This is a genomic window from Lysobacter sp. (assembly GCA_013141175.1).
Taxonomy (GTDB): Bacteria; Pseudomonadota; Gammaproteobacteria; order Xanthomonadales; family Xanthomonadaceae; genus Lysobacter_I.
Map to the genome: position 1 here is coordinate 4,101,503 of JABFRN010000001.1, position 13,274 is coordinate 4,114,776.

At 60.7% G+C, this 13,274-nt stretch carries 11 protein-coding genes; 2 read left to right on the top strand and 9 right to left on the bottom strand.

Translation table 11 applies throughout. From position 1 onward, the window contains the following. Window positions 1-597: a CDP-diacylglycerol--serine O-phosphatidyltransferase gene (locus tag HOP03_17815; GenBank protein ID NOT90014.1), complete on the bottom strand. Its 597-nt coding sequence runs from the start codon at window positions 595-597 to the stop codon at window positions 1-3. Window positions 598-703: 106 nt separating this feature from the next. Further along, window positions 704-2,479, bottom strand: a complete 1,776-nt coding sequence (locus HOP03_17820) for a hydrogenase (GenBank protein ID NOT90015.1) — start codon at window positions 2,477-2,479, stop codon at window positions 704-706. A gap of 223 nt (window positions 2,480-2,702) precedes the next feature. On the opposite strand from HOP03_17820, the gene HOP03_17825 reads away from it, so the two are divergent. Continuing rightward, a complete protein-coding gene (locus HOP03_17825) occupies window positions 2,703-3,368 on the top strand; it encodes a response regulator transcription factor (GenBank protein NOT90016.1) in 666 nt (221 codons plus the stop codon). A gap of 15 nt (window positions 3,369-3,383) precedes the next feature. On the opposite strand, the gene HOP03_17830 is transcribed toward HOP03_17825, so the two are convergent. The 7 genes from HOP03_17830 to HOP03_17860 form a co-directional block, all read right to left on the bottom strand. After that, window positions 3,384-3,932: a DUF4189 domain-containing protein gene (locus tag HOP03_17830; GenBank protein NOT90017.1), complete on the bottom strand. Its 549-nt coding sequence runs from the start codon at window positions 3,930-3,932 to the stop codon at window positions 3,384-3,386. A gap of 375 nt (window positions 3,933-4,307) precedes the next feature. After that, window positions 4,308-5,486, bottom strand: a complete 1,179-nt coding sequence (locus HOP03_17835) for a type IV secretion system protein (GenBank protein ID NOT90018.1) — start codon at window positions 5,484-5,486, stop codon at window positions 4,308-4,310. A 176-nt stretch (window positions 5,487-5,662) separates the two neighbouring features. Beyond that, window positions 5,663-6,442: a hypothetical protein gene (locus tag HOP03_17840; protein NOT90019.1), complete on the bottom strand. Its 780-nt coding sequence runs from the start codon at window positions 6,440-6,442 to the stop codon at window positions 5,663-5,665. A gap of 101 nt (window positions 6,443-6,543) precedes the next feature. Continuing rightward, complete coding sequence (locus HOP03_17845) at window positions 6,544-9,006, bottom strand: VirB4 family type IV secretion/conjugal transfer ATPase (protein NOT90020.1); 2,463 nt, start codon at window positions 9,004-9,006, stop codon at window positions 6,544-6,546. 263 nt (window positions 9,007-9,269) lie between these two features. Next, window positions 9,270-9,665 carry a VirB3 family type IV secretion system protein gene (locus HOP03_17850; protein NOT90021.1) on the bottom strand — a complete coding sequence of 132 codons (396 nt, stop codon included), beginning with the start codon at window positions 9,663-9,665 and terminating at the stop codon, window positions 9,270-9,272. Window positions 9,666-9,672: 7 nt separating this feature from the next. Then, entirely contained in the window at window positions 9,673-9,990 is a 318-nt protein-coding gene (locus HOP03_17855) for a TrbC/VirB2 family protein (protein ID NOT90022.1), read from the bottom strand. A 144-nt stretch (window positions 9,991-10,134) separates the two neighbouring features. Beyond that, on the bottom strand, window positions 10,135-11,058 hold the full coding sequence (locus HOP03_17860; GenBank protein NOT90023.1) for a transglycosylase SLT domain-containing protein: 924 nt from the start codon (window positions 11,056-11,058) through the stop codon (window positions 10,135-10,137). A gap of 621 nt (window positions 11,059-11,679) precedes the next feature. Here HOP03_17860 and HOP03_17865 point away from each other — a divergent pair. After that, complete coding sequence (locus tag HOP03_17865) at window positions 11,680-13,272, top strand: type IV secretory system conjugative DNA transfer family protein (GenBank protein NOT90024.1); 1,593 nt, start codon at window positions 11,680-11,682, stop codon at window positions 13,270-13,272. The last annotated feature ends 2 nt before the right edge of the window (window positions 13,273-13,274 follow it).

Sequence of the window (13,274 nt, forward strand, 5' to 3'; positions counted from 1 at the left end):
TCACCACTTCGGGATACGGATGGTCTTGCTGACCATCAGCGAGCCGGACAGCGCATACACGAACACCAGCGGATGCAGGATCCACGGCCCCACCTGATAGGCACCGAACCAGAAATCGTCGCCGATGCGCCCTGCGTCGGCCGCGATCACCAGCATCACCACCAGTACGAGACTGGTCGGGATCGGCGTGCCTTCGAAATATTTGACCTTGTCGGCGCCATCGGCCAACTGCTCGGCGGTGATGTTGTAGCGCGCGAGCCGGCTGACGCCGCAGCAGACGAAGTAACCCAGTACGATCCAATCCCAGAACCCCTGCAACCCGGCGGCAAAGCCCAGCGCAGCCGGCGCAACCCCGAACGAGATGACGTCGGCGAGGGAATCCAGCTCACGGCCCAGCGTCGACGAGGATTGCCGCCAACGCGCGACGCGGCCATCGAGCGCGTCGAAGACGAACGCCAGCGGCACCAGGCTGATGCCCCAGACCAGATCGTGCTTCTCGCCCGATTGCATGTATCGCATCGCGAAAAACACGGCGCATACCCCGCAGAACGCATTCGCGAGCGTGAGCCAGTCGGCGAGGTGGAAATCCCGGAACATCGAGAAATGACGCTGACCCGTATGACGCGACTTCATGCCTGCCCCTCGCGACTTGCCGGCTCCCAGCGTGCCAAACGCTCCTGCCGGGAGCAAGCCCCGCGACTGGTCAATGCTTCGGAATCGCCAGATGCTCGACGGTCAGTGGTTTGCCGGCGCGCGGTACGGTCTCGATGATCGCGTCGGCGGGCAATTGTCCATTGCCTTCGAGCGCCGCGAGCGTACGATCCAGCGCAGCGTAGACGTAAGGCAACATCGGCAGATAGCGCGCACCGTAATCGGGCAGCCCGAGGAACGCGTCGAAGTGCTGGGCGTTGCGCACCTGCCAGAAGCGCACATCGCGCCCCGCCGCACGCGCATGGGCAACATAGGGTGCGCTGGTGAATGCCATCGGAATCAGGCCGTCATCGACACCGTGGATCACCGTCACGGGCAAGCCGGCGCGCGGTAGCCCGGCACGGGTTTCGGCGATGCCTTTGCGTACGCGGTCCGCGTCGGCGGAGGCGCCGCCCCACAGATCGCGCAGGCAGCGCAGGCGCGTGGCACTGGGATCCACCTTCGCGACTTCATCGATGATGCCCACGCCCGCACCGGGTGGAATACCGCTGGCATCGCTCCACCAGGACGCGCGCTCCTGCGGGGTCGCGCTGCGTGCGGTCGTGTCGGCATTCTGCATGGCATAGGAAAAGCCGCAGGGATGCTCGCCCGCGGCATAACGGCCGTAGGCCGAGGCGTAGGTGATAGCAACCGCGCGCCACAGGTCGAAGCCGACGCTCAGCGCGCCTGCACGCAGCGCTTCCTCGGTCCATCCTTGCGCACGCAGTCGCGAGTGAGCGTCGCGTGCCTGCGCATCCGTGTCATCGCCCTCGATCATGCCGGTCGCTTTCAGCGCGGCACAGCGCTGCGCCCAGACCCCTCGCGCCTGTGCCTGCAACGGAGGCTGCGGCAGATTGTCCATCGCCAACAGGGCACAGGGCATCAACAGCGCCGCTTCGGTGGTGTAGTCGTACAACGCACGACTGTCTGCGGCTCCGACGAACACGCTCGGCTCGCCCGCGACCACGGCATCCAACCAGCGTTCGCCTGGAGCGCCGCTCTCCATTTCCGCAGCGCGCAGTACCGCGCCGCCGCCGTTGGAAATACCGACCGCGATCATCCGGGTGTTGGCGAACGTGAACGGCGCATCTTCGGGAAATGCTTGATTCAGCGATTGCAGCGCGAATTCCGCCGCCTGGCGCACATGACGGCCCCAATCGGCTTCAGGATTGTCCTGCGAATGCGCATGTTTGAACGCGACGCCCGAAATCCCGGTCGACGCCTCGGGCGCAAAAGCCAGATCGGCACCCTGCCCGGCCGTGATCGGAACACCATCGGCGCCCGCGCCGCTACGGGTATCGAGATCGAAATAATCCGTACCCGTACCCTTGTCCGTGTAGGCCACGGCACAACCTTTCGGCAGCCCCCAGGCGCCGGCGACAGCGATCGCACCGTAGACACCGCGCGAACCCGAAGACGGGGCAACCAATACGCAGCGGCGCTTGCGGTCGAAGCCATCGGGCACCTGCACCAGCACCCGATGCGGGTGGCGCGCACCGGGTACGGTGGCAAACGCCGAAAACTCGCGGCCCGGCACAGTCGCGGTACTACCGTAGACATCCCCGTAACCACCGCCCGGGGCAAGGTCCGCGATCCCGCGCCAGTTGCTCCAGATCGCCCGCCGTCGCAGCTCCGCTGCAGTCGGCGCGGCATTATCCGCAAAAGGCGGCGGCGCCAATCCACGCAGCCCGGCGATGCCAAGCCCTGCCGTCAGCAGGTCATCGCCATCGCGATGCGTGGTCGTGCGCTCGGCACTGAACATGGTCGACTCCAGATCATTCGCTCGCACCGGAGTACGCGGACCACTGGCGCAAGCGGCCAAACCCAATGCCAAGGCGAGCACGATGGGGAGACGGAACGCGACCATATGAGAGGCGAGACGTTTCATGACCGTGCACAGTATCAAGAGAGCGCAATCGCAGCATCGTACTTTGGTACCAAACGAGCAACGGTCTGCCGCTGCCGCGCCCTGTTAGGCTTGCGTTCTTGAATCTCCCCACGGCCGCAACACCATGCCGCAACTGTTGATCGCCGACGACCATCCGCTGTTCCGCGCCGCGCTGCGCGGCGCGGCTGCCGAAGCTGCGGACGACGTCAGCACTTGCGAGGCCGCGTCGTTGGACGAAGTGCTGAAGATCCTCGATGCCCGGCCGGATATCGATCTGGTCCTGCTCGACCTGCACATGCCCGGCAACCACGGACTGGCCGGGCTTGCCGCCATCCGCGCGCAATATCCCGCCGTGGCGGTCGCCCTGGTCTCGGCGAATGAGGACCCGCAGATCATCCGTCGCGCCCTGGACCACGGCGCCGCAGGCTATATTCCGAAAAGCGCCGGCCTCGAAGAGCTCCGCGATGCGATCCGCACCGTCCTCGGCTGCGAGGAATGGCTGCCGCCCGCGTTGCGCCCGGCTGTCGCGCGCGCACGTTCCGCGCCTGGCGACGCCGATCTCGCCGCCCGCCTCGCCAGCCTCACCCCGCAGCAGTTCCGGGTCCTCGCGCTGGTCGCCGAAGGCCTGCTCAACAAACAGATCGCCGACCGTCTCGACGTACAGGAGCGGACGGTCAAAGCCCACCTCAGTGCGATCTTCGAGAAACTCGGTGCACGCAACCGAACGCAGGCCAGCGTGATTCTGCGCGAATTGGAGATCAGCGATCCGGCGAGGCGGATGGAGCCATAAGTAGGTGCAGTCGATTCAGTTCAATTGCTTCGGATAACTGCAATTGCTGTATAGGATTTCGCAGTCGCTCGAAGTCTTGCCGCAAAGCGCGAGCGCTTGCTGGCTGGCAGTCGTGATGTCGACAGCCGAGGACGATACGCCGCCACTCGATCCCCATACGTACACCGCACACTGGTTGTAGTAGGTGATGGACACTTTGCAGGCAGCACGTCTGCTGCTGGCAGTGGTTTCGCATTGCTTCAGCGCGGCCTGCTTGGCACTTCTTTCGCTGAGCATGTCGCTGACCGCACCCCAGCCGCCTGCCTTCCCTCTGGCGATGGCGCCCCAGCGCGTCTCCCAGACCGGACCATCGGAAGGCGAGTCCGCATCCTCGGAGGAATCTTCACTGCCGTCGGATGCGCAGATCGGAATGACGGCAATACCACCGGACCCGCCTGTGGTACCGACCTGTATCTCGCCCGGACCAGGGCCATTCGGACAAACGAAGGTCTGAGCGGCAGCAGTGACCGGCCACAACACCGAGGCTGTCAAAAGAGCGAGAAACGAACAGCGCAGACCCACCATGCCAAATCTCCTTAACCTAATGCCATCGGCAACATGGGTCATCTTTTAGCCGGGAATCCCTGAATTTGCGATGTACCACAGCCGAAACCCATACAAGCGATGTCGGCACATGCGCTGTTGCGTCGATGTCGACTCGTCGAGCGGCGCTTCATATGGGAAGCGGAAACATGACCCGCATGAAAAACGGGCGTGCTCGAGATCGAACCATTGCTCTCAAGACGCTGCTCCAAAGCCATCATGGGCAGCAAGTTGACGGAACCCGGTGCAACGCCACCCAGCCGTCGGAATGTCACCGACGACTGGGCAGTTACGCAAGAAGACCGATAGCAAAGGCTTCTTGCAATGGCATATCGACAATGAAACAGTTCAGCCTGCTCAGGCAGTGGTCCTGTCTGGCGGTGAACTCTTGATCCTATCCGGATTCGGAGTTTCGGTACCGTATCCACCCGTCGAGGCGCGGCCACTGATGTTGGGCCTTGATGTTTCGACAGCAGAATCCTGGCTGACCTGGGAGCCGGTATTACGCCCGCCACCGCCACCACCACCGCCACCGCCACCACCGCCACTACCCATGTAGTAACTGCCGTGATCACTGCCGCGACCTCGACCGCCACCGGTTTGGGCCGCGCCATGGCTGCCACTGATCTGCGCGTACGGATGGAAGCTGCCGAGCGTGCCTTGGAAGAAGCTGGCGACCATCGGTGGCGTGCTGATCAACAACACGGTCAGAAGCAGACCGACGCCACCTTGTTGCAGGGCCATGCTGCTGAAGCCGGAGTTGAAATTCGTACCCAACAGGCTTCCTATCAACGCAGTGGCCCAGAACGCCTCCGCAACGGCCAGCACTGTTTTCGTCGCGATCGCGACCATCGCCGCCAGAACAGCCAACGAGAACATGGTTCCGATCCCGTACAAGAGCCATCGCTGGAACAACGATTTGGTCGCGTCGAACAACAGGCAAAGGATGAAGATGGGCCCAAGACCAACGAACAATGCCAGCGCGACCTCGTACATCAGCAACATCGCGCCGCCGACCATCGCGGGCCCTGCGGTACCGACGCCGACCATCCACATCGCCCGCGATTTTTCTGCATACAGAGTAGGGTCACTCACGATCTGCAAGGCATCGATACTCGACAGACCCAACTGCATCCACGCCAGATTGTCATCGATCAGATCTTCGGCCGTGGTACCGGAATCGCCCGTCACGACGGCGGTAATGGCGCCTTTCAAATCAACGGTCAGGAAATCATGGACGTCGGGACCCGCAAGTCCAAAGGTTGTGGCGGCGGAAACGATCAGCCCGGCTTTCAGCGCGTTCATGACCAAAGCCATCAAGGAGTCCCGGCTTTGCCCGGTCAGGATACGAAAGCCCTGGATCATGATCCAAAGCGTCAATATCGCCAGTGCGGCACCTCCGACAACCCCGGATGCGTACTGCATCATGTTGAGCCCGAAGTCCTGAATCTCATTCCGGACAAAGTCGTAGATCAGCTTGAAATACAGAAGGTCGCCGATCGATTGCGCCACCGGACGCAACAACGCATCGAGCATTTGTCCACCCGCATTTACCAGCCAGTTCGCCATGGGGTTACCCATAAATTTCCGCCTTTGTCCCGATATGTTGACCGTGGCCCCGGATTGAGGCCAACGGCACCGCTCCCACGTTCGGGCAGGCGAAGCCTGCCCGATGTTCCACTAAGCTTTTGCGATCGACCTATGCGCGAATGTCAGTTGATTTCCAACGCGCCTGCCAAAGCGGCAGTGGATACGATCGTACCGATGACACTGTTTTCGCCCTTCATGCCGCGCTTCGCAAGCTGACGCTGGTCTTCCTCGACCATCTTGATCATGCCTTCGTATGTCTTGATGACCGTCTCGGTGTATTGCGCATCGGCCAGCACCTGCGCCGTCAGTTTCGCGGTCTGGGCGACGTTGGTGTCCATCTGGCCATTGCCGCTGGAACCGGCCATCTGTCCCTGGATCCTCTCGATCTGAGACTGCGTCTGTCTCAGCTTGTTCAGCATCCTGACCTGCTCATTGAACTGCATGAATTGCAGATTCACGATCTGCTTACATTTGGTCTTTTGCTGGCCAATGATATCGCCGTTCATATCCAAGCCGATCGTCGAGAAAATATCCGAGATCATCGAACTGCTGCCGCCGCTGCATCGCTGGGCGATGGCGTCGCTCAGATCCTGAGAGGTTTTTTCGGTGATCGGTGTCATCGAGAGGGCGAGCGTATTGAACAACTGATCGAGTTGCGTGAGCTGCTGGGTCATGTGCTGGATTTCACGTGCGTACTGCGTGTAATCCTGGAATTTCTGCGTATAGGTGTTGATCTGATTCAGAAGCGAGTTGATCTGGGTGATGATGTGATTGGGCATGTTGCCCAGATCGGTCACTGGAATGCCCGCCCCTGCGTTGCCGGCCGCAAAAGCACAGGCAAGCGCCAAGCTGGTGATGAGCGGGGCCTTACGGTTACTGCGGGACTTGCGGTCGGTCTTCATGGGACACCTCCGGTGTGGTTTCAGGCGTAGAACTGGCGGATTTAACAATTGGCTATCAAGCACCTAATATAACGTCTTAAAACGCGATTTCGGTCACAAAATCAGGCTCCGGCCGCCAAGCGGCCACTTCCAGTCGGCTGAGCGGGGCGTTTGCCCGACCCTTTCCGATTGGTATAGAAGTCGTCGAGCCAGTCGTCCGGAAGCAGAGCGTCCTCGTGGACCCCCTTCTCCTGGGACTTGCTGGCAAGTACCTGCCGCAGAATCTCGATGTTGTCGGTCGAGGCGGAGATGACCGCCAACGCGTCGTCCATGCCACGGAGATTCAGCTGGCAAACACTCGATGCATGCCCCTGTTTGACCAGGAAGCAACGGGAACGCTCATCCAGGCTTTTGATGACCTGATATTCGGCGTCGGTCAGTTTGAGACCATCGATGTAGTCCTCGCGGCTGGCGTTCGGATTCGGCAGGAGAATCATCGTCGCGGTCTGTTCGATCAGCGCGGCTGCGATGGAGCTCTTCAGTGCGTCTTCAGGGCTCTGGGTCGCGAAAATACCGAGACCGTTCTGCTTACGAATGGTCTTTTGCTTGTTCTTTGCGAATTCCTTGAGTCCACCCTCGCCGTCGAGAATTTTCCAGAATTCGTCCATCACGTAGATGAGTGGACGCCCATCGATCAATTCTTCGAGGCGGTGGAGCAGATAATTGATGATCGGCACCCGCACTTCCGGGTTGTCGATGATGTCGGTGTAATCGAAACCGATGATATTGGCTTTCTGGAGGTCGATGGTGTCGACGGGATTGTCGAAAACCCAACCGAGCGACCCCGAATTGGTCCATTTGCGCATACGCGCGAACAGCCCATCGTCGCCCATGTTCGGCAAGCTCTTCTGGAAGTTGGTCATGCTGCGCAGGTGCATCGGGGTATCGAGCATGTTTTCCACCGCACGGGAGATGTCTTCCTCGTCGCGGGAGGTGTAATCCTTCTTGCCGATCAGCACTTTGATGAGGCCGGCCAGGAATTGCACGTTGCTTTCGTTGCGCTGGCACTGGAACGGATTGAATCCGGTCGGCTCGCCGTTCTCGAGCGCGAGATAGTTGCCGCCGCAGGCGCGCACGAAGATCTCGGCACCGCGGTCCTTGTCGAAGAAGAAAATGGTGGGCGACGGGTTGTACTTCTGCACCTGGCTGAGCAGGAAGTTGATCAGCGCGGTCTTGCCTGTACCGGACTTGCCGATCACCATCGTATTGGCGATCGCCTTCTCGCCCAGCGAGTTTTCGGCCGGATGCGTCGCGTGGAAATTGAAGTAATAAGGCTGGCCGTTCGTGGTCTGCAGCGTGGTGACGCACTGGCCCCACGGATTGTTGTCGCGCTTGCCCGACGCGAAGTTGTGCAGCGGCGACAGGCCGAGAAAATTCAGCGAACTGACATTCGCGATGCGCGTACGGTATTTCCAGTTCGCCGGAAGCTGCGAATAGAAGGACGACGCGACTGCGAGATCCTCCTTTGCGGACACGAAACCGGCGTTGGACAGCTCGGCGCGCGTGGACGCGACGCGCTGCCCGAGGGTTTCCTGGCTTTCGGCGTAGATCGTCATCGTGAAGTGGTACTCGCCCAGCACGAAGTTGCCGGATGAGACCTGGTCCATCGCATAGTCCAACTCGACGATCTGACTCAGCGCCTTGTCGCCGGAGGAGATCATCATGCCCTTGGTGCGGTCGAGTACTTTCAACGCATCCTGGCGGCCCATCGGGCTGAAGGAGTGGGTCACGACGTATTCGTAGTCGAGGTACTTCAGGCCGTTGAGGATGCCCGGGAAAGTCGCGTCGGCATACTCCTTGACGTTGAGGATCGCGCCGTAATGGTTGACGCCATTCGGGGAATTGATGACGAAGTCGCCGCTCTTCGAGGAGAACATGTGACGGCTGACGGGCAGGTAGTTGTAGATCGGAGAGTGCAGGACGGGAACCGGCTCTTCGATCCGATTGACGATATAACCGAGGAATTCAAGGGTTTCGGAGAACACCACCCCATTCGCGCCCTCGTACATGCCCAGGCGATAGGGGGAATAATCCTTGATCACCGCTTCGACGTTGCCGGCGAGCTCCTGCAGCTTGGTGATCGACTGCTCTTCCTCGGCCTTGATCTTGGCGTGATCGCCCGACTTCTCCATGAAACGCTTTCCGCCGACCACCGGACGATAAATCATCGTCATGTAGAGATCGTTCTGCATCATCTTCTGGGATGAGAGCGCGGAGTAGTAGGCATCCGACATCTCCTGATTGAAACGATGGCGGAAATTGCTCTTGACGTTCACGCGCCGACGGCGCCGGATATCGTGGATCCAGAATGCGACATTCACGAAGTCGGGCGCGCGCAAGGTCTGCAGCAACCGGTTGAAGGTGTTGTGCCGATGCTCGAGTTCCCATTCTTCCCGACCGACGAAGGGCAAGCCCTCGAGGTGCCAGGAAACCAGATAGTCGCCATCGCGCGTCTTGACCACCGAGGGGGAGACATGCGAGGAGAACGGTATGAAATCGCTGATGGAAGTGTCGGGTGTGAACATGCGCCTTCAGGGGTAGAGACTGACTATGAAACAGTTGGAAGAAGCGCTTCTCGGAACGGGACAGGACGAACCGCCTGCTCATTGACGTGAAACGGATGAAATCCCGGGCGGTTTCGGCCCGGCGCGTACGTTGACGGCGATCGGGTCCGCTACCGCTGGTATCAAGCATGACGCTGGGTTTTCGGTGCAGAAAACTTGTCTGGCGGTGTAACGACGACCCTCCCGGTGTCCTGCCTTGCGGAAGAACACCGGGAGGAGCCGTTTCAAGCCGTTGTCGTGTTCCGACGGCCCGCAGGTTTCACCACGGGGCCGCTCAACCTTCCGCTGATGATATGCGGACCGGAAAACGACCGCTTGGCACCAGGCTGACTCTTGCGATATGCATTCGGCGAAAAAACCCATACGCCACCATGCAACTTCCGGTTGCGCGCGCGCAGCCGGAACTGCAAATTCAGACCGAGCAGACGAAAGATCATTTCGTCCCTCTTTGCCATCATTCGCATGATGTAGATGACGACGGGCTCCAGCAGAAGCAGGAAGATGTGAAAGTATATCGCGAGCAGGAACACCCCCCCGGCCCCGACGAAAAACGGGATATAGGGCACCCCCAGGAACATCGGGGGACGGGTGCAGCCACGGAACACGGCATTTCTGTTCACGCCGGTATCAGCAGCTGGCGGAAGCGTTGGTGTCGGACGACATCAGCATGGTGGCGATCGTGGTGGCACCACCGATCAACACCGCGCCGAGGAAGATCGGAGCCACGTCGGACAGGCGCTTGTGGGCGAACGCGATCTGGTAGCCGCAGAAAATGATGGCGACGGTGATCACGAGGACCGAGATGAACTTCAGCATGCCTTCGATACCTTCGAAGAAGCTGTTGACGGTCGTGCAGGTATCACCGAAATCGATGGCCTGGGCGAAGAGCAAATGGGGCATCGAGACCAGCGCGACGAACAGCATCGCTTTGAACATGCTCATCATACTGTTGACTGCAGTGCCCTTGGACACCGACTTCGAAAACTTCTTCATGACTACTCTCCTTTGGTTGGTGGGGTGAAACACTTGCGACGATTGCGTACTTGCGACAACTGCGTGCCCGGCCGGCATCGGCCCGGGGCACGGGGGTTAGAACACGAAAGCCTCATCTTGATCGGGGGCGCTGACGACGAACGCCTTGTCCCCGGCGGAGCCGCGTCGTTTGGCCGTGGCCGGTTCGTCGGCGGAAGCCGCCTGCGAAGCGACAACCTTGGCGACACCCGCGACACCTGCGGTCGGAACCGCGCGTCCGACCGCCTGGACAGGCTGGGGAGCGGGTGCGGGCACGGCGGTTTCGGCGACGGTGGCCTGGGGCATCGGGCCCGCCGCAAGGAATGAGGCGACCGGATCAACGAATTCGGTCCTGGACGGCACCCGCTGCGTCCGGGACGGAGCGGCGGCGGCAGAAGGCGCAGCGGGGCTGGGCACCGACGGCACGGCCTGGGACTCGATGCTGGCCTGCTCCGCCGAAGACGTGGGGTTGTAGAGCGGATGCCGGGCGACAGGTACCGTACGCCGGGCCGCGCGACCGACGACTTCGATCGCCGGCGAACTCGGCGACGTGTCGCCGCCTGCGCGCTCTTGGCGAACGGAAGCGTATATTTTCTGGACATATCCCTGACGGAAGCCCGTCGAGAAGTTGCCCGAATAGTAGCAACTGAATGACTTTCCCCAGTCGCCGTCCGCGCGCTTGTAGCACTCGGCCAGGATCCTGGAACCGGCCTTGAGATTGGCACAGGGTTCAAAGGCCTTCTCGTACGAGTCGAGGCCGTACTTGTCCAGGTTGTAACGGTTCACCTGGGCCAGACCTATGGAGAAATTGAAGCCGCGGCCTTCAAGCATGCGGACGGTCGCGAGCGCTTCGGGAAGATTCTTGGGCTGACGGACCAAGCGACCGCCGACCACGCCGATGGCATAGGGGTTGTAGGAGGACTCGACACGCACGACGTGGTGCATGACCTCGGAAGGCACGGCCAGTCCCTGGCATCCCATGAGTTCAATTCCGGGCAACAAGACGGAATCCTCCTGTCCGAGGCTGCGGTTCTGGTGCTGCAGTGGTGATCAAAATTCGGGGCATCCCCTGTCCTCCATTTGCCCGAACCAATGGTGTCCAGCCCTACTTCGACTGTCAACGAAATGCGTACCTGAAGATTACCTGAAAACACGAACCCCGTCTCAAATCAGGCCAGCGACCCCTTACTTCCAGCCTATTCCCGCCCATCAAGCCAAGCGGCACCCCCGCTTGCCGACCCCGCAGGTGAATGCCGTAAGATCACGAACTGTCGGATCAAGGGGGAAGTGCATGCGGGAATGGCTCAGGAAGGTTGCAATTGAAACCAATCCGATGCGCATCCCGATCAATGCGATTCGTCCGCTGATACGGCCCACGAGGTCATGTCCCGAACGTACACCCATCGACTCCCCCACCGCTACCGCAGTGTGGGATTTGCGTACAGATATCTCCGACCTTCCTCTCCTCTCCGGGCCCAAGCCTCCCGGAGCTACTGAATATCCGCAGGACGCCGCCTCGTGAGCACGCAGAAATCCAATACCATCGGCAAACTCTTTTTCCTTTTGGCGCTGTTGCTGCTTGTCGTGGCCGGGGGGCTGTATCTCTCCGGCTATATCGTGCTGATGCAATTCAAGCTCTCCCATGTCCCGCTGTCCTGGGACACATGGCTCCACTACTACAAAGCCATCGACCAGCCGCAGGTCCGGCCGTTCGTGAAGAAGATCGAGCTCAGCGGCATGATCGGCTTCGGCACGCCGTTCGTGCTCTGGATGGGCCTCGTCTTCCTGGTGCTGAAACCCAGGGGGCAGGCGCTTCACGGCGACGCCCGTTTCGCGACCGGGGGCGATCTGGCAGGCAAAGGCATGTTCAAGCCGGAGCAGAACGGCATCGTGGTCGGCAAGTTCGGTGGCAAGTTGCTGAGACTGAGCGGCCAGCAATTCGTGATCCTGGCGGCGCCGACACGCTCCGGCAAGGGCGTGGGCATCGTCATCCCGAACCTCCTCGACTACCAGGAATCGCTGGTGGTGCTGGACATCAAACAGGAAAACTTCGACCTGACCAGCGGCTGGCGTGCGAGCGTCGGCCACGAGATCTATCTGTTCAATCCGTTCGCGGAAGACCGCCGCAGCCATCGCTGGAACCCGCTGACCTACGTCTCCAGCGATCCCGCGTTCCGCGTGTCCGACCTGATGAGCATCGCGGCGATGCTGTATCCGGACGGCGCCGAGGACCAGAAATTCTGGGTCAGCCAGGCGCGCAACGCGTTCATGGCGTTCACCCTGTACCTGTTCGAGAAATACGACGATGACCAGAAGATCGGTTTCCCGTTCTCGAAGCCGCCTTCGCTCGGTGCGATCTACCGGCTGTCCTCGGGCGACGGGCAGAGCGAGCTCAAGCCGTTCCTGAAGGACCTGGCGCAGCGTCCGTTCCTCAGCAGCCATGCCAAGACCGCGTTCTCCGGCATGCTGTCGCAGGCGGACGAGACCTTCGCATCGATCCTCGGTACCTTCAAGGAACCGCTGAACGCGTTCATCAACCCGATCCTCGACGCGGTGACCAGCGCCGACGATTTCCTGCTGACCGACGTGCGCAAGAAGAAGATGACGATCTACATCGGCATCCAGCCCAACAAGCTGGCCGAGAGCCGACTGATCATCAACCTGTTCTTCAGCCAGCTGATCAACCTCAACACCAAGGAACTGCCGCAGAACAACAAGGAGCTGAAGCACCAGTGCCTGTTGCTGATGGACGAATTCACCTCGATCGGCAAGGTCGACATCATCTCCACCGCCGTGTCGTACATGGCCGGCTACAACATCCGCCTGCTGCCGATCATCCAGAGCATGTCGCAGCTCGATGCCACGTACGGCAAGGACCTGTCGCGCACGATGATCACCAACCATGCGCTGCAGATCGTCTACGCCCCGCGCGAACAGCAGGACGCCAACGACTATTCCGAGATGCTCGGCTACACCACCGTCAAGAAGGACAGCTTCACCCGCGGACGCGAATTCTCGCGCAGCGAATCCGAGGAACGGCGTGCGCTGATGCTGCCCCAGGAATTGAAGGCGATCGGTTTCGACAAGGAGATCTTCTTCTACGAAGGCATTCCCCACCCGGTGCTGTGCGACAAGATCAAATACTTCCAGGACCGTTACTTCACCGCGCGGCTCTTGCCTGCGGTCAAGATCGAGCCGATGGTGATCAAGCTCTGAGG